At 71.0% G+C, this 19225-nt stretch carries 34 protein-coding genes; 17 read left to right on the plus strand and 17 right to left on the minus strand.

The features are described from left to right. Positions 1–5: 5 nt before the first annotated feature. The 7 genes from GT358_RS10055 to GT358_RS10085 form a co-directional block, all read right to left on the minus strand. Positions 6–1265, minus strand: a complete 1260-nt coding sequence (locus tag GT358_RS10055) for a site-specific DNA-methyltransferase (RefSeq protein WP_166582464.1) — start codon at positions 1263–1265, stop codon at positions 6–8. Next, positions 1262–1552: a hypothetical protein gene (locus GT358_RS10060; protein WP_166582465.1), complete on the minus strand. Its 291-nt coding sequence runs from the start codon at positions 1550–1552 to the stop codon at positions 1262–1264. The genes GT358_RS10055 and GT358_RS10060 overlap by 4 nt, the downstream gene beginning before the upstream one ends. Further along, positions 1549–2961 (minus strand): hypothetical protein, encoded by a 1413-nt coding sequence (locus tag GT358_RS10065; protein WP_166582466.1) that lies wholly within the window; start codon positions 2959–2961, stop codon positions 1549–1551. Before GT358_RS10065 ends, GT358_RS10060 begins: the two co-directional genes overlap by 4 nt. A 21-nt stretch (positions 2962–2982) precedes the next feature. Then, positions 2983–3828: a hypothetical protein gene (locus GT358_RS10070; RefSeq protein WP_166582467.1), complete on the minus strand. Its 846-nt coding sequence runs from the start codon at positions 3826–3828 to the stop codon at positions 2983–2985. Next, on the minus strand, positions 3825–3992 hold the full coding sequence (locus GT358_RS10075) for a hypothetical protein (RefSeq protein WP_166582468.1): 168 nt from the start codon (positions 3990–3992) through the stop codon (positions 3825–3827). The genes GT358_RS10070 and GT358_RS10075 overlap by 4 nt, the downstream gene beginning before the upstream one ends. A 176-nt stretch (positions 3993–4168) precedes the next feature. After that, entirely contained in the window at positions 4169–4606 is a 438-nt protein-coding gene (locus tag GT358_RS16910; RefSeq protein ID WP_166582469.1) for a helix-turn-helix domain-containing protein, read from the minus strand. Next, a complete protein-coding gene (locus GT358_RS10085) occupies positions 4606–4821 on the minus strand; it encodes a hypothetical protein (RefSeq protein ID WP_166582470.1) in 216 nt (71 codons plus the stop codon). The genes GT358_RS16910 and GT358_RS10085 overlap by 1 nt, the downstream gene beginning before the upstream one ends. A gap of 71 nt (positions 4822–4892) precedes the next feature. Between GT358_RS10085 and GT358_RS10090 the strand changes: the two genes are divergently transcribed. Continuing rightward, complete coding sequence (locus GT358_RS10090; RefSeq protein ID WP_166582471.1) at positions 4893–5180, plus strand: type II toxin-antitoxin system RelE/ParE family toxin; 288 nt, start codon at positions 4893–4895, stop codon at positions 5178–5180. After that, on the plus strand, positions 5181–5468 hold the full coding sequence (locus GT358_RS10095; RefSeq protein ID WP_166582472.1) for an addiction module antidote protein: 288 nt from the start codon (positions 5181–5183) through the stop codon (positions 5466–5468). Positions 5469–5479: 11 nt separating this feature from the next. On the opposite strand, the gene GT358_RS10100 is transcribed toward GT358_RS10095, so the two are convergent. The 5 genes from GT358_RS10100 to GT358_RS10120 form a co-directional block, all read right to left on the minus strand. Further along, positions 5480–5647: a hypothetical protein gene (locus GT358_RS10100; protein ID WP_166582473.1), complete on the minus strand. Its 168-nt coding sequence runs from the start codon at positions 5645–5647 to the stop codon at positions 5480–5482. Beyond that, complete coding sequence (locus GT358_RS10105; protein WP_166582474.1) at positions 5644–6105, minus strand: crossover junction endodeoxyribonuclease RuvC; 462 nt, start codon at positions 6103–6105, stop codon at positions 5644–5646. The genes GT358_RS10100 and GT358_RS10105 overlap by 4 nt, the downstream gene beginning before the upstream one ends. A gap of 19 nt (positions 6106–6124) precedes the next feature. After that, entirely contained in the window at positions 6125–6478 is a 354-nt protein-coding gene (locus tag GT358_RS10110) for a GapR family DNA-binding domain-containing protein (protein WP_166582475.1), read from the minus strand. Then, positions 6475–6732 (minus strand): hypothetical protein, encoded by a 258-nt coding sequence (locus GT358_RS10115; RefSeq protein WP_166582476.1) that lies wholly within the window; start codon positions 6730–6732, stop codon positions 6475–6477. Before GT358_RS10115 ends, GT358_RS10110 begins: the two co-directional genes overlap by 4 nt. Before the next feature lie 140 nt (positions 6733–6872). Next, a complete protein-coding gene (locus GT358_RS10120) occupies positions 6873–7085 on the minus strand; it encodes a hypothetical protein (RefSeq protein ID WP_166582477.1) in 213 nt (70 codons plus the stop codon). 403 nt (positions 7086–7488) lie between these two features. Here GT358_RS10120 and GT358_RS10125 point away from each other — a divergent pair, with 403 nt between their 5' ends. Both GT358_RS10125 and GT358_RS10130 read left to right on the plus strand, forming a co-directional pair. Continuing rightward, positions 7489–7734 carry a BrnT family toxin gene (locus GT358_RS10125; protein WP_166582478.1) on the plus strand — a complete coding sequence of 82 codons (246 nt, stop codon included), beginning with the start codon at positions 7489–7491 and terminating at the stop codon, positions 7732–7734. Next, on the plus strand, positions 7731–8039 hold the full coding sequence (locus tag GT358_RS10130; RefSeq protein ID WP_166582479.1) for a BrnA antitoxin family protein: 309 nt from the start codon (positions 7731–7733) through the stop codon (positions 8037–8039). The genes GT358_RS10125 and GT358_RS10130 overlap by 4 nt, the downstream gene beginning before the upstream one ends. A gap of 68 nt (positions 8040–8107) precedes the next feature. Here the strand turns inward: GT358_RS10130 and GT358_RS10135 are convergent, their stop codons facing one another. The 3 genes from GT358_RS10135 to GT358_RS10145 all read right to left on the minus strand — a co-directional run bounded on the left by GT358_RS10135 (position 8108) and on the right by GT358_RS10145 (position 9013). Further along, positions 8108–8353 (minus strand): hypothetical protein, encoded by a 246-nt coding sequence (locus GT358_RS10135; protein ID WP_166582480.1) that lies wholly within the window; start codon positions 8351–8353, stop codon positions 8108–8110. Continuing rightward, a complete protein-coding gene (locus GT358_RS10140; protein ID WP_371416260.1) occupies positions 8350–8649 on the minus strand; it encodes a hypothetical protein in 300 nt (99 codons plus the stop codon). The genes GT358_RS10135 and GT358_RS10140 overlap by 4 nt, the downstream gene beginning before the upstream one ends. A 124-nt stretch (positions 8650–8773) precedes the next feature. Beyond that, complete coding sequence (locus GT358_RS10145; RefSeq protein ID WP_166582481.1) at positions 8774–9013, minus strand: hypothetical protein; 240 nt, start codon at positions 9011–9013, stop codon at positions 8774–8776. A 100-nt stretch (positions 9014–9113) separates the two neighbouring features. Here GT358_RS10145 and GT358_RS10150 point away from each other — a divergent pair, with 100 nt between their 5' ends. The 3 genes from GT358_RS10150 (at position 9114) to GT358_RS10160 (ending at position 11683) form a co-directional block, all read left to right on the plus strand. After that, a complete protein-coding gene (locus tag GT358_RS10150; protein ID WP_166582482.1) occupies positions 9114–9716 on the plus strand; it encodes a S24 family peptidase in 603 nt (200 codons plus the stop codon). Between the two features lie 539 nt (positions 9717–10255). Then, positions 10256–11032 (plus strand): DUF1828 domain-containing protein, encoded by a 777-nt coding sequence (locus GT358_RS10155; protein ID WP_166582483.1) that lies wholly within the window; start codon positions 10256–10258, stop codon positions 11030–11032. A gap of 426 nt (positions 11033–11458) precedes the next feature. Then, positions 11459–11683, plus strand: coding sequence for a hypothetical protein (locus GT358_RS10160; RefSeq protein WP_166582484.1), 225 nt, complete (start codon positions 11459–11461; stop codon positions 11681–11683). A gap of 903 nt (positions 11684–12586) precedes the next feature. On the opposite strand, the gene GT358_RS10165 is transcribed toward GT358_RS10160, so the two are convergent. Further along, a complete protein-coding gene (locus GT358_RS10165) occupies positions 12587–12928 on the minus strand; it encodes a helix-turn-helix transcriptional regulator (protein WP_166582485.1) in 342 nt (113 codons plus the stop codon). Between the two features lie 11 nt (positions 12929–12939). After that, on the minus strand, positions 12940–13191 hold the full coding sequence (locus GT358_RS10170; protein ID WP_166582486.1) for a type II toxin-antitoxin system RelE/ParE family toxin: 252 nt from the start codon (positions 13189–13191) through the stop codon (positions 12940–12942). Positions 13192–13380: 189 nt separating this feature from the next. On the opposite strand from GT358_RS10170, the gene GT358_RS10175 reads away from it, so the two are divergent. The 10 genes from GT358_RS10175 to GT358_RS16915 all read left to right on the plus strand — a co-directional run bounded on the left by GT358_RS10175 (position 13381) and on the right by GT358_RS16915 (position 19135). Then, on the plus strand, positions 13381–13689 hold the full coding sequence (locus GT358_RS10175) for a hypothetical protein (RefSeq protein ID WP_166582487.1): 309 nt from the start codon (positions 13381–13383) through the stop codon (positions 13687–13689). 5 nt (positions 13690–13694) lie between these two features. Further along, positions 13695–13889 carry a hypothetical protein gene (locus tag GT358_RS10180; RefSeq protein WP_166582488.1) on the plus strand — a complete coding sequence of 65 codons (195 nt, stop codon included), beginning with the start codon at positions 13695–13697 and terminating at the stop codon, positions 13887–13889. Beyond that, positions 13889–14293, plus strand: a complete 405-nt coding sequence (locus GT358_RS10185) for a hypothetical protein (RefSeq protein WP_166582489.1) — start codon at positions 13889–13891, stop codon at positions 14291–14293. The genes GT358_RS10180 and GT358_RS10185 overlap by 1 nt, the downstream gene beginning before the upstream one ends. After that, positions 14286–15032 carry a hypothetical protein gene (locus GT358_RS10190; protein WP_166582490.1) on the plus strand — a complete coding sequence of 249 codons (747 nt, stop codon included), beginning with the start codon at positions 14286–14288 and terminating at the stop codon, positions 15030–15032. The genes GT358_RS10185 and GT358_RS10190 overlap by 8 nt, the downstream gene beginning before the upstream one ends. Beyond that, positions 15029–16123 carry a recombinase RecT gene (locus tag GT358_RS10195; protein ID WP_166582491.1) on the plus strand — a complete coding sequence of 365 codons (1095 nt, stop codon included), beginning with the start codon at positions 15029–15031 and terminating at the stop codon, positions 16121–16123. The genes GT358_RS10190 and GT358_RS10195 overlap by 4 nt, the downstream gene beginning before the upstream one ends. Then, positions 16123–16572 carry a hypothetical protein gene (locus tag GT358_RS10200; protein WP_166582492.1) on the plus strand — a complete coding sequence of 150 codons (450 nt, stop codon included), beginning with the start codon at positions 16123–16125 and terminating at the stop codon, positions 16570–16572. The genes GT358_RS10195 and GT358_RS10200 overlap by 1 nt, the downstream gene beginning before the upstream one ends. A gap of 314 nt (positions 16573–16886) precedes the next feature. After that, the gene (locus GT358_RS10205) at positions 16887–17051 is read left to right on the plus strand and encodes a hypothetical protein (RefSeq protein ID WP_166582493.1); all 165 of its coding nucleotides are present in this window, start codon (positions 16887–16889) and stop codon (positions 17049–17051) included. After that, a complete protein-coding gene (locus tag GT358_RS10210; RefSeq protein ID WP_371416261.1) occupies positions 17048–17434 on the plus strand; it encodes an HNH endonuclease in 387 nt (128 codons plus the stop codon). The genes GT358_RS10205 and GT358_RS10210 overlap by 4 nt, the downstream gene beginning before the upstream one ends. Further along, positions 17434–17862 carry a hypothetical protein gene (locus GT358_RS10215; RefSeq protein WP_166582495.1) on the plus strand — a complete coding sequence of 143 codons (429 nt, stop codon included), beginning with the start codon at positions 17434–17436 and terminating at the stop codon, positions 17860–17862. Before GT358_RS10210 ends, GT358_RS10215 begins: the two co-directional genes overlap by 1 nt. A gap of 223 nt (positions 17863–18085) precedes the next feature. Next, positions 18086–19135, plus strand: a complete 1050-nt coding sequence (locus GT358_RS16915; RefSeq protein WP_166582496.1) for a tyrosine-type recombinase/integrase — start codon at positions 18086–18088, stop codon at positions 19133–19135. Positions 19136–19225: the final 90 nt, after the last annotated feature.

Here is a 19225-nt window from a genome sequence, read left to right on the forward strand (position 1 = left end):
CATCCCTATGCGGCGTCCGGCCGGCGGTGGGCGGCGGTGGCGGCGAAGGAGTCCCCGGTCGCCTCGAGCACAGCCTTGTTGCCGGTGAAGGCCTCCCACCGGGCGATGGCGACGTCGACGTAAACCGGGTTCAACTCGATCGCGTGGACCGGGCGGCCGGTGGTTTCGCCCGCGATGATGGTGGTCCCCGACCCGGAGAAGGGCTCGTAGACCGCCTGGCCGGGGGAGGAGTTGTTGAGGATCGGCCGGCGCATGCACTCGACGGGCTTCTGGGTGCCGTGGCCGGTCTCGCTCTTGGTGGGCTTCTCGATCTGCCAGAGCGTCGACTGCTTGCGGCCTCCGCCGTAGTGCCCGCGGCGGCCCTTGCGGACGGCATACCAGCACGGCTCGTGCTGCCAGTGGTAATCGCCGCGGCTCAGGATCAACCGCTCCTTGGCCCAGATGATCTGCGAGCGGAGGACGAAGCCGGTCTCGCGCAGGCTGTCGCCCACGACCCCGGCGTAGAGGCCCCCGTGCCAGACGTAAGCCACGTCGCCGGGGAACAGCGCCCAAGCCTCGCGCCAGTCGGCGCGGTCGTCGTTCAGCACCTTCCCCTTGGCGGTGCCGGTGGCGCCTTTCTTGCCCGCGGCCTTGTCGCGCCATTCGGGCTCGTACTCGACCCCGTAGGGCCGGTCGGTGACCATCAGGTGCGGCTCCACGCCGTCGAGGCAGACGGCCACGGCGTGCGGGTCGGTGGCGTCGCCGCAGACGAGGCGGTGGCGGCCGAGGCTCCAGACATCGCCCAGGCGGGAGACCGGCTCCCCCGGTGGCTCGGGGGCTTCGTCCTCGTCGGTGAGGCCCGTGGTCGGCGCGGGCGCGAGGAGCGCGTCGAGGGCGGGGCCTTCGAAGCCCAGGAGGTTGAGGTCGAAGCCCAGCGCGCTCAGGTCGGCGGCCTCGATCTTGAGCAGGTCGGTGTCCCACCCGGCATTCAGCGCCAGCTGGTTGTCGGCGATGACGTAGGCGCGCACCTGCGCCTCGGACCAGCCGCGGGCGACCATGACGGGGACGCGCTCGATCCCCAGCTTGCGGGCGGCCATGAGGCGGCCGTGTCCGGCGATGATCGTGCCTTCGGGTGTAGCCAGGATCGGATTGGTCCAGCCACATTCGCGGATGGAGGCTGCGATCTGGTCGACTTGCGCCTCGGAGTGGGTGCGGGCGTAGGCGACGAGCTTCTCGACCGGCCAGAGCTCCGTGCTCTGCGCCGGCCAGGCGGTGGGGTCGGTCATCGGGGGGGCTCCTGAACGGCGAAGCGCGCCGCGGGGTCGATCCCCGGGCGCGCTTCTTCCGATGCTGCCAAAGTGCCACGATCCGGGGCATCGCGCAACCGTTCGTTGATCCGCCGCAGCACGTCCGGTCGGACGGCGACGATCTCGCCCAGGCCCAGCACGATCTTGCAGTCCACGCGCAGATCGACCCGCAAGCCGGCGCTGACGGCGGCGGCGACCGCCGCGTTGAGTGTGGTGGCGGCCTGGTGGACCGACCGGGCCAGGTCCTCGTCGCCGGGATGGGTCATCGGGGGTCTCCTGCGAAAGGGTCCTGCGCCCGGGCGACGGCGCGGAGCGCGGCGAGGAAGATCGCGCCGGCGCGGGTCAGCTTTCCGCCGCGCAGGAAGGGGGTGCCGCCGGCCACGGCGTCGCGCAGCGCATCGCGCATGTGGGGCTGGATCGTCCGAAGGCGCGCCGCCCACCAAGCCCAGCGTCGGGCTGCGGCCTCGTCGCGCTCCTCCGGCGTGCGGTCGTCGGGGGGCGCTTCCGGCCCGGTTGAGATGTCCTCGGCGGCGCGGGGGCGCGGCATGACCGGGAATGGCAGGACGCCGAGGATGCGCCGATGCCAGGCGAGACGGGCGGAGGAGAAGTCGGCCCAGGTGCTCCAGAGCCGCTCGCGCTCCTCCTCGTCGCGGGCGCCCACGGTGATGGCAAGCCCGGCCTCGCCTTCAAGGCTCTGCGCCCGGGCGCGGGCGAGGGCGCGGGCGACCCGCTTCTGGTCGTCCCGGTCGTCCGGGTTTTCCGCTCCCGTGATCCATCCGGCCTGCCGCGCGCGGGCGACAAGCGCCGTGCGCAGGATGCTCGCCTCGGCTGCGCGCGACGGTCGCCCGGAGGGCTCCCGCATGCGCGAGGGCGCGAGGGGCGGAACCCCTGCGGCCCGTGCCGCCGCGGCCCGGCGGGCGCGCTCGGCGGCAGCCTTCTTCCCTTTGCGTCCCATATCCCCATTCCCCTGCGTGAAGCCCCGTTGCCCGGGGTCTGCGACAAGCCCTGCCGTCATTCCCGCTCCGCGCGCGCCCCTTCGCGCCGCCATCCCATGCGGTATCTTGATACCGTCACTCAGCGCCCCCGTGAGCGGCATCGCCGCTTTCCCCTTTACCACCAGCGGGTGACCTTGACTTGCCCGCTCAGCGGCCCGCTCAGCGGCTTGCAGGGCCATTCGGACTGCGCGACCGACCCCGGTTTCGGTTGCCAGCCGCTCGATCTGTGCCCGGTCGCCCTGCCAGTCGAACCGGATCAGCAGGTCCGGCGCGCGGGCGGCGCACCAGAGCCACGCATCGAGCCGGTCGCAGAGCCACGCCATGTCCCGCTCGCGCTCGTCGAGCCGGGGCAGACCGAGACCCATCTGCTCCAGGGCTGCCGCCTCGCGCTGTGCGGCCGCGCGGCACAGGTCGGAATGCCGCTTGGCGGTCGCCGGCAGGTCGCCCGGCCCGCCGCCCTCCGTGCTCTCGCCCAGATCGTGCAACGCCAGCCATTGGCAGACGCGCGGGCGATCCGGGAACAGCGCCGCCGCCAGCGCGCAGGCACGGCCCGAATGCGCGGCGGTGTCGTCGCCCGACTCGCGCAGCGGCGCGCAGCGCAGCGCGTGCCAGCGCGGCGATCCGTCCGCCCACAGGAGCGGCGGCGGGCTCCATGGCTCGATGTCGCCGATGCGGGTCACGTCGCAGATCCCTCTGACCTGTCAGGCCCCATCCGCCCGGGTCTGCTCCATCGCGGCAGACGAACGGGGGCCGTGGATGGTCTCGAACCGCGCCCATTCGTCGTCCGTCCACGGCCTCGGCGGCTCCGACAGCGGGTCGTGGCGTGGCGGCGGTTCATCCGGCGGCCGGGGGCGCGCCGTGGCATCCCGCATATCCCGCCAGCCCTGACGGGGCAGGACAGCAGACCCGGCGGGCTGCCCCCTGTCGAGATGCGCCAGATGCTCCGGCAGCGCCGCCCCCGATGACGCGCTGATGCACCACGCCTCCGCCTCGTCGGGCATCAGGCCCTTGAGGCGGCCGATGACGGCCACGTGGTGCTCCCATTCCGTCCGGCTCGGCCGGGCCGCCCTCGCCTCGGCCGCCTGGTCGGGCGACAGGTCGAACCCGCGATGCCGCGCCTCCCGGGCATCCGCCAGAACGCCCCGTCGGATCAGTGCGGCCGTGCGGGACGCCCGGTTGACCCCTCCGAGCGGCGCGCCGGTCGCCCGGAAATGACGCTCGAGCAGGTCCACCATGGCTGCCTCCCTGTGCTGGTCGGCCGCAGCCGGGCCGGCGTCGTGGCCGGGGCTGCGCGTCCGCACTTCCCGGGCGGCGTCCGCGATGTCCCCGACCGTAGGCCATGACCGGCTGCGGTGCCGTTCCTCCACCGTCCGCGCCACGGCCTCCCACCAGGCTTCGTAGCCCATGGCCGGGGCGAGGCGCAGGACGGCCGCGATCAGGCTTTCGGCCTCGTCTGCCAGCGCCTGTCCGGCGATGCCACGGGGCGGCGTCCGGCGGGCCAGCAGCGCCCGGAGGCGGGCTTCAAGGTGGTCGTTGCGGTCGGTCACGGCGGGTGCCCCCCGGATTGGCGCTTGGCGCGGATGGCAGCGAAGATGGCATCGAGGTCGGGCTCGGGGCCCGGCGGCGGGATGGCGCGGGGCGCGGGCGGGTCGAACACGCCTGTCCAGCCCATGGCGATGCTGTGCTCCACCGCCGCGACGGGGTCGGGCATGGCTCGCAGTCTGTCGGCGATGAGCTGGGCTGCCCGGGGGGTGAGACGGGCGCGCTTGGCCTTGCGGTGGGCGATGTAGTCGTCCGCCACAGGCTCGGGCAGAACCTCGCAGAGCGTGGCCCTGATCCGTGCGGCGGTCGCGTCCTCGCCCCCCCCGACGGGAGGAGGGGGGGGGATTATAGGGGGGGGGGGCGGTTCTTGATGGTTACTGATGGTTTCCCGGAACCCTGGTTCCGGGTTTGGTGTCGTGCCGTTCCGGGTTTGGTGCTCTCCCATTCCGGGTTTGGCATTCCGGGTTTGGCATTCCGGGAATGGGGTTCCGGGAATGGGGTTCCGGGTTGGGCATGGCTTGGGGGGTCAGGGTTGACACGGTAGCGGCTGCTGCGGCCCTTGCCCCCGCCCCTCTCCGTCGTCACCCAACCCGACGCCTCGAGGCGCCGCAGGATGCCCCTCACACCCCGCTCCGTCATGCGAGCCTTGGCCGCGATGGCGGGCATGGACGGGTAGCAGAAGCCCTCGTCGTCAGCGAAGTCGGCCAAAGCCAGCAGCACCAGCAGTTCGTCGCGGTCCTCGGGGCCCCTGTCCCACACCCGAGCCATCATCCGCACGCTCATCAGCGCCTCCACCAGTCCGGCGGCATGGTCCCGTCCCCTGCCGTGGGGCGTCGGCTGTCCTGCGGGCCGAGCACGCGGTGTCTCAGCCCGAGGATGGCATTGCGCGTGGTGCCGTAGGCGCGGGCCACCTCGGAGGCGGACTGGCCGAGGTGCTCCATGCGATGGAGCACGTCGAGGATGGCCTCGTCCGACCAGACGGGCGGCCGGTCGGTCATGGCTGCACCCACTGCAAACTATCGTTGACAGACCCCTTGCGTCGGCCCGACCTGATAACTATAGTTATCGCATGATCAGCGTTCGCCGCACCGCCGTGTTCGACAAGTGGCTCAAGGGTCTGAGGGACGCCCGCGCGGTGGCGCGGATCGTGTTGCGCATCGAACGGCTGGCGGCGGGTCACTTCGGCGACACGAAGCGGTTCGACGGCATCGGCGAGCTGCGCATCGACCACGGGCCGGGCTACCGGCTCTACTTCTGCCAGCGCGGGGAGGAGGTCGTGATCCTGCTCTGCGGTGGCGACAAGTCGTCCCAGGACAGGGACATCAAGCGGGCCATCGCGATGGCCATGGAGGTCTGAATGCCCATCGAAACCGCACCCTTCGACGCTGCCGACTATCTCGGCACCCCCGAGGCGCAGGCCGAGTATCTGGCCGCCGCGCTCGAGACGGGCGACACGGCGGATATCACCCGCGCGCTCGGCACGCTGTCCCGCGCGCGCGGCATGAGCCGGGTGGCCGAGGAAGCCGGCATCAGCCGCGTGGGCCTCTACAAGGCGGTGAGCGAAAACGGCGACCCCCGTCTCTCGACGCTGCTCGGCGTGGCCCGCGCACTGGGCCTGCGCCTGACCGTGCTGCCGGCGGAGTGAGCGACGGTCTGTCACGCCCTGACCCTCCCCGCCTCGCGGCGGGCCTTCTCGAAGGCGGCCTTGGCGCGGGGCTGGCAGTCGGGGCAGGCGTGGAAGCGCCGCCCGTCGGGCCAGAGGAATCCGAAGGGCGCGAACGCGGCGCCGCAGCGCGAGCAGGGCGGAAGGGGCGCGCGGCTCATCCCTGCCCTCCGTCCATGACCCAGCGCAGCAGGGCGAGCGCGTCGGCCTCGTTGTCGTCGGCGGGCTCGTGCCCCCATGCGCGGGCAGCGGCGATCATCGCCTCCTTCGGCGCGTTCCCCTTGCCGGTGGCGTGGCGCTTGATCGTGCCGACCGGGACGCCCTCGTAGGGCACGCCGCGCTGCTCGCACCAGGCGGTGAGCGTGGCCATGAGCCCGCCGTAGATGTGGGCGGCGTCGGTCCCGGCGTGGCGGCGGACCTCCTCGAATGCCACGCGCCCGAAGGGCCCGGCCATGCGGTCCAGATCCCCCAGCCATTCGGCGAAGCGCAGGTAGCGCATGCCGCCGCCGTCGAAGCGGCGGGGGCGGAACGGCTGCGCGCCGGAATGGATCATGCCCTCCGCGTCGCGGAGCGCCCAGCCGGTGACGGTGCCGAGGTCGAGGGCGAGGATGGGGGTCATGGGCGGCGTGTCCCGAAGCTCAAATCCCGATGGCCTCGCGGTAGAGGCGGAGGGTATCCTCCTCCTCGCGCACCTCGTCCGGGCTGCGCTTGCGGTCGGCGATGATCTTTTTGATCGCCTTGACGTTGAACCCCTCGCCCTTGGCCTCCTCCATGACCGCCTTCATGCGGGCGGCGGCCTCGATCTTGTCCGACTCCTCCGCCTCGTAGCGGTGGATGAACTCGAGGATGCGTTGCCCGGTGCTGCCCAGCGCCTTGGCCTTTGCGGCGCGGTCCTCGGCGGTCTCCTTCATGCGCGGGCGCGCGTCCTTGCCCGCTCGGGCCGCGGCTTCGAGATCCGGCATCCACGCGTCGTCATACTGCTCGTCCGTCATGTCGCTCTCTCCTCATCGTCCGCCCGCTCGCGCAGCAGCGCGGCGAGCATGGTCTGTCCGTCGGTGTTGCAGGCCATGACGGTGCGGCCTCGGATCGTGGCGGCCTCGCGGATGGGCGCGGTCAGCCGGGCGAAGCGGGTGCGGGCCTCCTCCGGGTCGCAGCCTGCGGCCTCCGCTCCGGCGGTGGCGCTGCGGGCGACGACGCCCTGCACGAGCGCGAGGTCGCGCGCGGGCGGCCAGTCGGGATCGGCCACCGCGTCGAGGTGGTCGCAGAGCAGCGCGTGGGCCTGCCGGGCGGTGAGTCCGCCCCATCCGCGCAGATGGTGGGCCGGGGGCCTGCCATCCCCCGGCCCGTCCCCGGCCGCGGCTGCGCCTGCCGCGGGCGCGGGGGTCCCTACGCGCTGCCCCGCGTCTCCGTCATCAGGAGGCGCAGGGCGAGGATGGGTTTCATCATCGGGTGTCCGCCCGGGATCAGGGTCGGGCGCGGCGACCGGAGCAGGCTGCGCAGGCCGGCGGCCTCGGCCGGGCTGACGGCGCGCCACGCCTCCAGCAGGTCCACCCCCTCCCACAGGGAGCGGGGCGGCGGGGGCGGGCGGCGTCGGGGCATGGGCGGTCTCCGCGAGGGCGGACTCGACGGCCTCCAGCGCGGCGATGGCGGCGTCGATGAGGCCGCGCAGCCGCCGGAGGGCGGGGAGGTCAAGATACAAAAAGCCCCCCCCGGCGGTCGGACGCGCCGGGGGGGCAGGTGTCCCGGCCACAGGCTGGCGGGCCGGGGTGGCGCGCGCGCGGGAGGATGGGGCGCGCGCGGGACACGGTGGGGGCGCTCATGCGCGGTCCCTCCGGCCGGGGCGCTGCCGGTCGCGCTCGCGCACGCGGGCGGCGAGAACGGCGAGGCCCAGCGCGGCCAGCAGACGGGCGAGCAGCTCGGCTCTCACCGACATGCGCGGCCCCCCTTTTTCCGCATCACGAATATTCTTGACGCCGCGATTTGTTGTGATACAGATATTCCCATGAGGATCGTGTGGGATGAACCGAAGCGGCTGGCGACCCTCGACGAGCGGGGCCTCGACTTCGCCGACCTGACGCCGGAGTTCTTCGAGGGCGCGGTGATCGTGCCGGCGAAGAAGGGGCGCTGGATGGCCGTCGGGCGCCTGAACCGGCTGGCGCTGGCGGTGGTCTTCGCCCCGCTCGGCCGCGAGGCCGTGTCGGTCATCTCCATGCGGCCCGCCAGCCGAAAGGAAAGGAGCCTGCTATGACCAAGCGCAAGCGGATGACGGAGTTCGTGCCAGGGCGTGGCTACACGAAGGAGGACTGGGACGAGGTGCGCGAGGCCGCGGCCTTCGAGCCCACCGACGAGGAACTGGCGCAGGCCCGCCCCTTCGCCGAGGTCTTCCCCGACCTGGCCGAGAGCATCCGCCGCGGCCGCGGCCGGCCGAAGTCGGCCGCGCCCAAGGTGCAGGTGTCGCTGCGCCTCGACCCCGACGTGCTCGAGAAGTTCCGCGCCACGGGGCCGGGCTGGCAGAGCCGCATCAACGCCGCCCTGCGCGAGGCGAAGGTCTAGCGCAGCGCGCGCGCGGCGCTCGACGCGCCGAGGGCGAGGCGGCCATAGGCGCGGGAGGGTCGGGGCCGTCACGACCCGCCTCCTTCGCCCCACGATCCGGCCGCAAGCCTGGTCATCTCCGCGCGCAGGCGCTCCAAGTCGGGCGCCGGACCGCCCTCCCCCCGTCCCCGCGCCGCCATCATCGCGTCGGCATAGGCGTAGGCCTGCGCCGCGAGGTCCGCGAAGACGATCCGGCTCCGCCAGGACGGCCCGAGGCGGCCCGACAGCACGGCGTCCGCGAACTGCGCGGCGAAGGCGTCGCGGACGTCTGTCATCCCTCGCCCCCATCGTCGGGCAGCACCACGCTCGCCCCGGCCAGCGCGAGGACGCGCAGGACCTCCCGAAGCTTCGCGTCGTGCTCGCAGCGCAGCCACCCGCGCACCCGGCTCTCGCTCACCTCGAGCGTGGCCGCCGCGCGCCGCGCGAGGTCGTGGTCGGTCTGCGCGGCCGGGAAGGCCTGCCAGAGCAGGCCCCGGAACCAGCGCCGCGCGGCGGTTTCGTCGGGAAACCGACAACAGGCCTCCCCATGTCTCTCCCACGCGCCACTGCCGGAGGACGCCATGACCATCACGATGCCCACCCCGCGCCGCTGGACCTGGGGCCGCCCCTGGTGGGGCCTGCACTGGGACTGGGCCTGGCGCAGCCACGCCCCCGCATGAGAGGACGGACGCGCAAGGAACGGGCGCAGGCCAGCATCAGGCGGCCTCGCCCGCAGCACGCGCACGTCGAGCCTCGGGCGGGTTCTCGGCCATGTAGGCGCGAAGCTTCTCGGCCGCCTCGGCCTCTTGCTCCGCACGCCGCAAGAAGCGGTCGAAGAAGCGGCTGTTGCCCAAGGCTCTTACGCCGAGTGTCGAGGCCTCGATCCCCGCGGCAGCGCAGTAGGCACGGACTTCCTCAATGAGGGCTTCACGGTCGGTCAGCATGAGAAAAGACATGGACGGCTGTCCACAAGAAGTCAAGGACTATCGTCCATTGGACGAATGGCCACGAATGTGGCTCGATAGGCCAATGGCAGAGGACAGTTTTCGAGAGCGGATGGTCCGACGTATGGAGGAGACGGGGATCAAGGTTCCCGAACTCGCCAGACGTTCAGGCGTGTCGAGAGATGCGATCTACAAGCTGTTGCAGAGGCCCGGCGGAACCACCTCCGCGGATCGGGCACGACGCATCGCAGCCGTGCTTGGCATGGAGGACGAAGCCGGTCTGCACCCGCCCTCACCCGCCGACACTGCCCTGATCCCGATCTACGACGTGCGGGCGTCTGCGGGGCCGGGGCAGATCCCGGACGAGTATGTGGCGGTCACCGACCGGGTGTCGTTCGCGATGGACTACATCCGCCGGGTGATCCGCGCCGATCCCAGGCGCCTCGCGCTCATCACCGTGGCGGGCGACTCGATGAGGCCCCTCCTCGAGGACGGCGACCTCGTGCTGATCGACATGGGCCGGACCGTCCCGGACGTCGAGGGCCTCTATGTCTTCCGCCACGGAGAGACGATCCACATCAAGCGGATGATCCGCTCGGCGCGGGCGGGCCATGTCTGGGCGCTGCCCGAGAACCCGGCCTATCCGCGCGAGGAATACCCCCTCGACGCCATCAGCGTGATCGGCCGCGTCGTCTGGGCAGGAGGGGCGCTGTGAGGGCCCCAGCGGGCGCACAAGGCAAGCCGGATGGCCAACGATGGAAACCGTAAAGCGCGGCGCGATGCTTCGCGCCCTTGCCCGTCGCGCCAAATCCATAAAGGCGGACACGGGATGGCGCGGGGGGAGGGTATCGCCACGCTTTGCTCCGGTCTTCCCGAGGGGTATACCGGCACGGCGCGACTGGGAATGGCGAAGCATTACGCTGACATGTGGAGCCGAAGCCCATGTCGTGCTCTTGCTCGTGGCTCCCAAGTTCGCGAAGTGGAAAGCTTTCCTGATGGTGACGGCCGATGGGACCGCATGGCGGGTGCTCCTGCGGGTAGAAGCGCAGCCCGGAAAGGAAGGTCTGCACGTCCACGCGCCTTGCAACGGTCATCTTCTGTCGGGGCCTGCCTCGCTGGAGGGCATGTCGCACCGCCTTCCGGCGGATGACGCTTTCCACCGGCGCAAGTTGGCTTGGACGAGGACCTCCTTTTTTCGCGCGGTAGCTGCGATTCTGCGTATAAGGGTGCCAGCCGATCAAGGAGACCTGTTCGATGCTGCCGGAGGAGGCCCATGAGGCGTTGTGCCGCGTCTTCTGCGAGCGCGCATCCGTCGCGGCGGTGCCCGTCGGTCTGGCCGTCTCGACGGGCTTTCTTCTGCCCGATGGCGATCCGCTGACCTTCTACGTGGTGGAGACCGCCGATGGGATCGTGCTCGAGGATGACGGCGACTTCTTCGCTACGGCCGTCGCATCCGGCCTGCCTATCGAGTCGGGGACGCGTGCGCAGCTCCTCGCGGGCATCCTGCGACAGGAGGGGGCATACCTGGACCGCGACACGTGTCAGATCCGGTCCGAACCTGTCACGGCGGCCGACTTCGGCCGCGCGGCAGCCCGCTTTGTTTCGGCGCTGATCCGCGCGCGTGACCTCCATCTGCTTACGCAGGAACACATCGCCTCCACCTTCGCCGAGGATGTACGGGCCGAGGCCGAGCGCCGTCTGGGAGACCGGTTCCGCATCGAGGACGAGGAGCATGCCGACCTCCCCGCCGACTTCGTTGTAACGTCGGTGCAGACCGGCCGCCGCGCCGCCATCGTCTACGCTGCCACCAGCAACGAGAGGATGCTGACGGCGCTGGTTCGGCACATGGGGCGGGAAAAGGATGATGCTCCCGTCTTTGCCGTCGTCGAACGGATCGGCGGGGGTTCGGTGTCGAACCGAACGATGGAGGTTGCCGTAAACCGGGGCCTTCGGACGCCGGTCTTCGGGAGCGACCCGGAAGGAGCGATGGCCTTTCTGCTCCGGGAGATCAAGGAAGCTGCCGTCGCCTGAGCGCTCCGCCCCTTCGAGGAAGGCCCGGCGGCCGCGTAATCCGGGGCGGGCTCACCGCGCCATCTGCTCCTTGGCCGCTTCGTCGGGAACGGGCCGCCCGAGCCCTTTGCCCGTCTGCCTCGCCTGCGTCCACGCCTCCGCCATGGCCTCGCCCGTCAGCAGGGCTTGGAAGGGCCCCTGGCAGCGGGGGTCGTGACACCACCGCAACAGTTGGGGGAGTGGAGTCGATGGGCTGCTTGTGTTCCCCTGACGACTCATCGGGGGCACCCTGTAAAAAGGAGACGCCACGAGGGCCGTAACCCCCTCGTGGCGTTAGAAGCTCCGCCATCAGCCGGCGGTTGCGTGATATCACCCCTGTCCTATGACATGGGGTGGATTCTCGCGTCAAGCGCCGGTTGGTGGTCCCACACGAAAAGGACCATGGGCATGACGCCTATCGACCACCACAACTCCACGCCTGCAAAACACCCCCGGCAGCCGAGCTACCGGCTCACCTTCGAGGATGCGGTGGAGGTTTGGCGCCTCCACTGGACCGGCTGGCTCCATAGCCGCATCGCCGCCCGCTTCGACGTCAACCAGGGGCGGATCAGCGAAGTCCTGACCGGCAAGCGCTACCCCGGCAGCGAAGAAGCCGCTCGCAAGGCCGCCTGACGGCCCGTGGCTGGCCCTACGGGGCCAGCCTCCACTTTCACCCATCCCGCACCACCAGCCCCGCCGCCCTCATGTCCCGCAGCGCACTCCCGACCCGCTGCCGCGCCAAAGAGAACAGGCACCAGAACGCAGCCCGAACCTTTCCGGGCCACAAAGCGAACCCGTCGGCTCGACAGCTTGCATGACAGCCATGTAATAAAGAACGTGCCAAGGTGGTCGCACACCTTGGCACTATCTCCAACGCCTGGCGAGGCGCTTCGTTCTATGAGCTCACGTGGCAGGGTATCCTACAGGTGGCTGCGTAGGTCAAGCGTCTCCCCACAAACTCGTGGAGGCCTTGATGGCCCAGCTTCAAGCCGCGCTTGTGCGCGAACAAGGCGTGACCTTTGTGGTTGCGCTCGTGGCAAACCACGTCATCGACAGTCCGTCTCGGTCATCCGAAGTGATACGAGCCGTAGCGGTGAAGTTCCGCTGCTCCGTGGTCGTCCTGATGGGCGAATCCAATCGGCGCCTTCGCGGCAATCGGCAAGATGTTGTCCAGTTCGTGTCGCGGCTCCATCCTTCCCGTCTGCCGTGGCAAAGGTGGGATATGTGACCACCGTCTGAGCCAGGAGCAAGAGCGCGCCCTCCAGGGCCTTGCGACAGAGGGCGCGCTCGTCATGGTCCATCGGGACCATGACGCTGTCTCCCGGCCCGAACTCCAGGACGTTCTGCCCGTCGATGCTGATCCGCAGTTGCAGCAACCCTGTCATCCTGTCCTCCCTGTCGGCCTGTCGTGCCTGAAGGATCAGAGCAGGATCAAGGCCAAGCTACCTCATCAGGTCCTATGAATACCGCCTCAAGGCAGGTCAGGCCCGCCGTTTTGCACGGTATATAATCGCCAATCCATAAAGGCGCGCGGCCTCAGGCCAGGTCGTCCAGGCTGATCCCGAGCGCAGTGGCCAGGCTCTTGAGCGTCGCGATGGAGCCGGTTTTCCGCCCCGCCTCGATGTCGGCGATCTGCACCCGGTTGACGCCCGAGCGCCGGGCCAGCTCGGACTGGGACAGCCCCCGGTGCTCGCGCCAGACGCGCAGGGGTCTTTCGCCGGCGACGAGGCGCGCCACCATGTCGTCGGGCAGCAGCTCTTCGTCCCCCCGGGCGAGAGCGGCCATCGCTTCGTCATAGGAGCGCAGGTCCTCGAGTTCCTCGCGGGCGGCGAGGAGGGCGTCGTATTCGGTGCGGGGGATGGTCACGGTGTCGATCATGGGTTCGGTCCTCAGTCGTAGGCCCCGCCACGGGGGGCGATCCTGAGCACGGCCAGCACCGTGCCCTCGTCGTTCATGATCACGCGCCAGTCGCCGACCCGGAGCCGGATGCCTTCGCGGCCCTTGAGGGCCTTCACGTTGTTGGCCTGCGAGACCGGATCGGCGGCATAGGCGCCGATCTTCTCGCGGATGCGCTCCGCCGTGTTCCTCGGCATCGCCAGAAGGGCCTTGGTCGCCGCCTTGGTGTAGGTGATCCGCTTCATGAACCATCTTTAGCTAAAGGCTAAGATGTAGTCCATGACGACATATCGTCGCCGTCCCCCGGCGCAGCGGAAGGATAGCACGGGGGGACGAGGGTGCCATAGGATAATGGACTAGCGTCCACTATTTTCCTTGACGAATGGACGAGCGTCCATTATTTTCACCTCAGCCACCCTGCTGAGGACCCTGCCATGGCCCATCCCTTTCTAGCCCCGTCGCCCTACGAGGCGGATGGCGGTCATCTGATCGGCCGCGACCCCCGCACGATCCCCGCCCATGAGTGGCGGGCGGTCATGCCCGATCCGCTGGTCGGCCTCGCCGCGATCCGCGCCAAGTGCCTCGACTGCTGCGGCGGCAACGCCGCAGAGGTGCGCAAATGCGTCTGTGTAGCCTGTCCGCTCTGGCCTCTGCGCATGGGCTCCCAGCCCGCCGGGATGAGAGTCGCCCGTCAAACGGCCCCTGAGCCCGCCACCGCCGACGCCCCCACCCTCACGGAGTGACCCCGATGCCCCTGCCCCGCATTCTCTTCGTGACGCCGCAGGGCGGCGTCCTGATGAGCCCGCCCGCGCCGGAGAACCGCCACGCGGCGGGCACGCTCGCCCATGACCCAGATGCCGCGGCCGAGGAGCTGCGCAACGTGCTGGCGCTCCTCGGCCCGGTCGGGGCGGGGGAGCTCGCCGCCCTCCTGGAGCGGCGGTGATGCGCCGCCCCACGCCCCAAGCCGGCCTCGGCTGGCACGCGGCGGCGCTCCGCGACGGGCGCCTGCCGCGCCACGAGGACGAGCCCCAGCCGGGCACCTACCGGATGCGGCTCGTCGCGGGCGGGCCGTGGGTGCCCGTCCTGATCTGGCTCGACCAGCCCACGGACCCGGAGACGGGGGAGCTGGTCGCGCCCGAGACGCTCCACGCGCTCGTCGGCAGCCCCGAGCGGGGCGAGCGCGTGGACCCCGCCCGCATCTGGACGCGCTGCCGGCCGATCCCGCGCGAGGCGTGGGAGGCTCTGGTGGCGCTGGTCGCCTCCTCGCCCGCGATGGAGGCCACGCATGTCCGCCTGCCCGCCGAGGCGCTGGCCCTCGGCCCCCGGAGGGAGCCCCGCCATGGATGACGCCGCCCCGCCCCCGATGGGGCACAACCGCCCCCCGCCGGTCGATCCGGCGGCGCTCGACGCCTTCGAGGCGCGGGTGCGGGCCATGGCCGAGACGGCCGGGCAATGGCTCGACGAGGGCGCGGTCGCGGACGCGGCCGATGCCTCCCGCGCGGGCGATTTCCTGACGGCGCTCCGCGCGCTGCACCGCGAGGTCGACGAGGCGCGGCGCGAAGCCAAGCGGCCCCACGACGAGGCGGCCAAGGCCGTCCAGGCGGCCTTCGCCCCGCTCCTCGCCCCGCTCGAAGCGGCGGCGGAGCGGATCAAGGCGCTGCTGGCCGAGTACGCGGAGCGCGAGCAGGCCGGACGCGAGGCCGAAAGGTCCGAGGCGCTGGCCCGCGCCCGCGCCGATCTGGCGGCGGCCGAGGCCGAGCGCGAGCGGGCCGCGTGCGCCCATGACGTGATCGGCGAGGCGGCGGCGGAGCACGCCATCGCGGTCATCGAGGAGCGCATCGCCGCCCTGGAGCGCGGGGACACGCGCGTGCGGATCGCCTCCGCGACCGGAGGCGGCCGGACGCTCGCGCAGCGCACCCGGCGGGTCGCCCGCCTCGTCAATCTCAACCGCGCGCTCATCCACTACCGCGACCGCGCGGAGGTCGCGGCGCTCCTGGAACGCCTCGCCAATGCCGACCTGCGGGGGCCGGACGCCCCCGACCACATCCCCGGCTTTGCCATTGCCATCGAGAGGATTGTCGCATGATGACCCCCCCGCCCTCCGGCAGCCTCGTCCGCGCGGCCGACAAGCCGCTGCGGCAGGTCGCCAATGTCCGCGAGCTGCTCGTCAACCGGCAGGCGCAGGAGCAGCTCGCCAAGGTCGCCGCCCGCCACCTCAATCCCGAGCGGATGATGCGCGTGATGGCGAACTCGATCCGCGCCACGCCCGCGCTGGCCGACTGCGAGCCGATGAGCCTGCTCGGCGCGCTGATGCAGTGCGCCACGCTCGGTCTGGAGCCCAACACCCCGCTGGGCCACGCCTACCTGATCCCCTTCGGGAAGTCGGTCACGCTGGTCGTGGGCTACAAGGGCATGGCGGACATGGCGCGCCGCTCCGGGCTCGTGGTCTCGCTCCACTCGGACGTGGTCTATTCGGACGACGAGCTGTGGTCCTACGAATACGGCTCCGGGATGCATCTGCGGCACAAGCCCGGGCCGCGCGAGGGCCGCAAGGTCGCGGCCTACTGCTACGTCAAGCTCAAGGACGGCGAGGCGTTCGTGGTCCTGCCCTGGCCGGAGGTGATGAGGGTCCGCGACCTCTCGCAGGGCTATCGCCGGGCGGTCGCCAAGGGCGACAAGGGTGCGCCCTGGATCGCGCACGAGGACGCGATGGCGCGCAAGACGGCGTTGCGCGCGCTCGCCAATCGGGGCGAGATGCCCATTTCGGTCGAGTTTGCGCAGGCGCTGGAGGTGGACGAGGCGCCGGTGGATTTCGGGCGTCTGGCGCAGCACCCCGAGGACGGGCCGGTGATCGAGGCGCAGGCCGCGCCGCCGCCCGAGCCCGAGCCCGACCGGCAGCCGGAGCCGGAGCCCGAGGCGCCGCCCCGCGCGCGGCGCGCCCGGAACGCCCGGGCGGCCGAGCCGCCGCCCCCGGAGGACGAGCCCGACCCGGACGCGCTCGCCCATCTGGCCTCCGCCTACGACGCGATCCTCGCGGACGCGATGGACGCGGGCGCGGCGCGGGCGCGCGAGGCCAATGCGGCGATGATCGCCACGATGCGACGCCTCGACCCGGAGATGCACGCGCGGCTGGAGGAGGAGCTCGACGCATTCGAGCGCGCGGAGGAGGACCTGTGATGCCTGTATTCGAGAGCGTCCACGACCTCGGCGAGCTGGGCACGCTCCGGCTCGCGTGGGACCTTGTCGGTCTGCGCTGGGAGGAGCCCCAGCGCGATTGCGGCTGGCGCGGCGGCTGGGAGCGGGACGATGTGGTCCTGCTCTCGGCCGACATCGACGGCGAGCGGCTGCCCAAGGGGGTGCTGCTCATGCCCCCCTTCGCGGCGCATCTGCCGCGCTGGCGGGCGGAGGCGTGGGCGGCATGGCGACGACCGCGACGCGCTTTGCGACGACAGCCGGTGGGAGGCGGCGTGATGGTGGTGCCGCAGTCCCGCCCCGCCAATATCGACCGCCCCCCGCCCCGCCCGCAGACGGACCGGGAGTTTCTGGCGTGGCTGTGCTCGCCCGAGCCCGCGCGGGAGGCGGCGGAGATGGTGCGCAGGATCGACGAACAGGAGGCCTCCAGATGACCCGCCCGGCTCGTCTTCCCCCGCCTGTCCCGGCCAACCGCGTCGCCCCGCCGTCCGGGGACGGGGACATCGTGTGGCTGCTCGACGTGCTGGACCGCGCCGGGACGTCCGAGGGGTTCGACCCGGACCGGACCTGGCAGGCGCGGCTCGACGCCCATCAGGGGGGGGGTCGATTGGGTCAATGTCCTCGTGTGGGCGGCGGCGCTGGTTGCCTGTGTGGCCCTCTGGTCCTGGATCGGGTGGCTGGGGTGGCAGGCGTGGGAGGCGCTGCGCGACGCGGCGATGGCCGCCCCCGGCATGACGGAGGGGCGGTGATGGGGGGCAACCTTCCGCCGTTCCTGGCGACGATGATCTGGGCTGTGGCTGTCATCGCCGTGGCCGAGACGGTCGCGGACCTGGTGCAGTGCGGTGGGGCAACAGCCATGTGGGCCGGGTGGTTGGCCCTGTGGGGCATGGAATGGCAGGGAGTGGCCAAGTGAAGAACAAGCTGGGGGATCTCAACGACCACCTTTTCGCGCAGCTCGAGCGGCTGGGCGACGAGGACGGCTATGTCTGGCTCGTCGTGGACGAGCGCAACCCGTATACCGGCGCTGCGACGCGGAGCGTCCTTAAGCACAAGTGGCTGTGGGAGAGGTCGAACGGCCCGTTGCCTGAGGGGTATGCCCTCAAGTGCCTGGACGGGGACCGGGCCAACTGTGACTCCTCGAACTGGGAGGCGGTGCCGCGCGCCCTGCTGCCTCGCTTGGCTGGGGCGTCGCGCCATGGCAGGCGCGTGCTGGCCTACGACAAGGCGGAGCCGGAGCTGCGCCCGCTGCTGCTGGCCGCGGCGAAGCTGGCGCACAAGGCGAAAGGAGGCGAGTGATGGACGAGGACCGCACGGACACGAGCAGGGTGGCGGTGGAGGCATTGGCGGCGATGCATGATCGCCATGCCGCCGATCTCCGCGCCGACCCGGAACGGGTCTGCCTCGATCCGTCCCATGTTGCCGAGGCCATTGCGGCGCACGAGAAGGGTGCCGCCACCCTGCGTGCTCTCCTCGCGGAGCGAGAGGAGCTTCGGCAAGCGCTGGAACGGTTGCAGGCCGAACGGGACCACTGGAGGGCCTTCTTCGAGCGGGCGCGCGCGATCTGGTACGACGATGCGGGGTTTGTCGTGGAAAACTGGGAATATGGCCCAGAGAATCCGCACCGGAAGGACGAGTGCGCCCACTTCTACCGCAGGGGCTGGAACTGCGACGAGTGCAGGATCTCGGGTTTCTATCGTCTCTTTGAGGAGGAATGGGACCGCTGATGCCCGCCGCGCGTCCGTCTCAGCCTCTGCCCGCGTGGGCTGTGGAGCCGCTGGACATGAACGGGGCCGCCCGCGCATTGGGCGTGTCCCGTCGTACCTTTTCGGAGATGCTGGCCCGCCTGGCCCGGCCCGAGCCCGGCGCCCCCCTGTTCTGGGAGTTGCGCGGGCGGCGCAAGAAGGTGTTCTATCCCGAACACGTCGCGCGGCTCAGGGAGGCGTTCGCGTGCCAAACCTCGTCCTCAAGGCCCGCAACGGCGTCTGGCACGCCTCTGGCACCATCGGGGGACAGCGCGTTCGACAGAGCCTGGGCACTCGTGACCGCGCCCGGGCCGAGGAGCTCTGCGCGCTCCTCGAAGCGCGCCTGTGGAAACGTCATTCCTATGGGGAAGAAGCCGTCCGCACCTTCGAGGAAGCGGTCGCCAGCTACGTGACCCAAGGCGGCGAGCGGCGCTTCCTCGCGCCCCTCCTCAGCCACTTCAAGGGCCGTCATGTCGCCACCATCCGGCCCGGCGAGGTCCGCGAAGCCGCCTTGACGCTCTACCCTCACGCGAGTCCTGCCACGCGCAATCGTCAGGTCATCATCCCCGCCCGCGCGGTCATCAACCATGCGCATTCGATGGGCTGGTGCCCCCGGATCAGCGTCGAGATTTTCGAGGCCCGAAAGGCCCGAAAGGCCAAGCCTGCCAGCCGTTTGTGGCTCGAGAAGTTCATGGCGCGGGCGGACGCGGACGGGCTGCCCCATCTGTCCGCCATTGTCCTGTTCATGCACCAGACGGGCGCGCGCCGGTCCGAGGCCGTGCGGCTGATGGGCGAGCATGTGGATCTCGGCCGCCGGGTCGCGCTGCTGGAGCGGACCAAGACCGACGAGTGGTCGGTGCGCCACCTGACGGCCGAGCTGGTGGTGCGGTTGTCGGCGCTGGATCCGCGACCCGGTGAGCCCGTGTTCCGCTATACCGACCCGGCGGCGGTCAACCGACGCATGGCCGCGGTGTGCGACCGCGCGGGGATCGAGCGCAAGGGCACCCACGCGGCGGGGCGTCACAGCTTCGGCACCAACGCCATGAACGCTGGGGCGCACGTCAAGGCGGCCATGGAGGCGGGCGGCTGGAAGTCGGCTCGGCTGTTCCTCGAAACCTACGTTCACGCGGACGGCGCCGGCCGCGATCTGGCGGCGATCTTCGATGCCCAGACGGGGCCGGTTGGCACGGATTCGGCACACAGGGTTCCCGTCAACAGGCAAAGAACAAGACGCATCAAGGGGTTGTCGCGATAAATCTGCCCCCTTGGTAAGGGAGAGGTCGAGAGTTCAATCCTCTCCGGCAGCACCAGCCTTGAGGCGGCCGTGCAAGCGCACGGATCCGGG

This window comes from Rubellimicrobium sp. CFH 75288 (genome assembly GCF_009904055.1).
GTDB lineage: Bacteria > Pseudomonadota > Alphaproteobacteria > Rhodobacterales > Rhodobacteraceae > Rubellimicrobium.

Bases quoted from the DNA above. Each gene is read 5' to 3' on its own strand.
- GT358_RS10150 (WP_166582482.1), top strand. From the start codon at position 9,114: ATGGTCCGACGTATGGAGGAGACGGGGATCAAGGTTCCCGAACTCGCC.
- GT358_RS10055 (WP_166582464.1), bottom strand. From the start codon at position 1,265: ATGACCGACCCCACCGCCTGGCCGGCGCAGAGCACGGAGCTCTGGCCG.
- GT358_RS10075 (WP_166582468.1), bottom strand. From the start codon at position 3,992: ATGCCCGACCCCGTCGCGGCGGTGGAGCACAGCATCGCCATGGGCTGG.
- GT358_RS10165 (WP_166582485.1), bottom strand. From the start codon at position 12,928: ATGATCGACACCGTGACCATCCCCCGCACCGAATACGACGCCCTCCTC.
- GT358_RS10135 (WP_166582480.1), bottom strand. From the start codon at position 8,353: ATGACAGACGTCCGCGACGCCTTCGCCGCGCAGTTCGCGGACGCCGTG.
- GT358_RS10195 (WP_166582491.1), top strand. From the start codon at position 15,029: ATGATGACCCCCCCGCCCTCCGGCAGCCTCGTCCGCGCGGCCGACAAG.
- GT358_RS10120 (WP_166582477.1), bottom strand. From the start codon at position 7,085: ATGCCCCGACGCCGCCCGCCCCCGCCGCCCCGCTCCCTGTGGGAGGGG.
- GT358_RS10215 (WP_166582495.1), top strand. From the start codon at position 17,434: ATGGACGAGGACCGCACGGACACGAGCAGGGTGGCGGTGGAGGCATTG.
- GT358_RS10205 (WP_166582493.1), top strand. From the start codon at position 16,887: ATGGGGGGCAACCTTCCGCCGTTCCTGGCGACGATGATCTGGGCTGTG.
- GT358_RS10190 (WP_166582490.1), top strand. From the start codon at position 14,286: ATGGATGACGCCGCCCCGCCCCCGATGGGGCACAACCGCCCCCCGCCG.
- GT358_RS10110 (WP_166582475.1), bottom strand. From the start codon at position 6,478: ATGACGGACGAGCAGTATGACGACGCGTGGATGCCGGATCTCGAAGCC.
- GT358_RS10145 (WP_166582481.1), bottom strand. From the start codon at position 9,013: ATGTCTTTTCTCATGCTGACCGACCGTGAAGCCCTCATTGAGGAAGTC.
- GT358_RS10200 (WP_166582492.1), top strand. From the start codon at position 16,123: ATGCCTGTATTCGAGAGCGTCCACGACCTCGGCGAGCTGGGCACGCTC.
- GT358_RS10155 (WP_166582483.1), top strand. From the start codon at position 10,256: ATGCTGCCGGAGGAGGCCCATGAGGCGTTGTGCCGCGTCTTCTGCGAG.
- GT358_RS10095 (WP_166582472.1), top strand. From the start codon at position 5,181: ATGCCCATCGAAACCGCACCCTTCGACGCTGCCGACTATCTCGGCACC.
- GT358_RS10105 (WP_166582474.1), bottom strand. From the start codon at position 6,105: ATGACCCCCATCCTCGCCCTCGACCTCGGCACCGTCACCGGCTGGGCG.
- GT358_RS10180 (WP_166582488.1), top strand. From the start codon at position 13,695: ATGCCCCTGCCCCGCATTCTCTTCGTGACGCCGCAGGGCGGCGTCCTG.
- GT358_RS10090 (WP_166582471.1), top strand. From the start codon at position 4,893: ATGATCAGCGTTCGCCGCACCGCCGTGTTCGACAAGTGGCTCAAGGGT.
- GT358_RS16910 (WP_166582469.1), bottom strand. From the start codon at position 4,606: ATGAGCGTGCGGATGATGGCTCGGGTGTGGGACAGGGGCCCCGAGGAC.
- GT358_RS10100 (WP_166582473.1), bottom strand. From the start codon at position 5,647: ATGAGCCGCGCGCCCCTTCCGCCCTGCTCGCGCTGCGGCGCCGCGTTC.
- GT358_RS10130 (WP_166582479.1), top strand. From the start codon at position 7,731: ATGACCAAGCGCAAGCGGATGACGGAGTTCGTGCCAGGGCGTGGCTAC.
- GT358_RS10125 (WP_166582478.1), top strand. From the start codon at position 7,489: ATGAGGATCGTGTGGGATGAACCGAAGCGGCTGGCGACCCTCGACGAG.
- GT358_RS10085 (WP_166582470.1), bottom strand. From the start codon at position 4,821: ATGACCGACCGGCCGCCCGTCTGGTCGGACGAGGCCATCCTCGACGTG.
- GT358_RS10160 (WP_166582484.1), top strand. From the start codon at position 11,459: ATGACGCCTATCGACCACCACAACTCCACGCCTGCAAAACACCCCCGG.
- GT358_RS10060 (WP_166582465.1), bottom strand. From the start codon at position 1,552: ATGACCCATCCCGGCGACGAGGACCTGGCCCGGTCGGTCCACCAGGCC.
- GT358_RS10170 (WP_166582486.1), bottom strand. From the start codon at position 13,191: ATGAAGCGGATCACCTACACCAAGGCGGCGACCAAGGCCCTTCTGGCG.
- GT358_RS10185 (WP_166582489.1), top strand. From the start codon at position 13,889: ATGCGCCGCCCCACGCCCCAAGCCGGCCTCGGCTGGCACGCGGCGGCG.
- GT358_RS10175 (WP_166582487.1), top strand. From the start codon at position 13,381: ATGGCCCATCCCTTTCTAGCCCCGTCGCCCTACGAGGCGGATGGCGGT.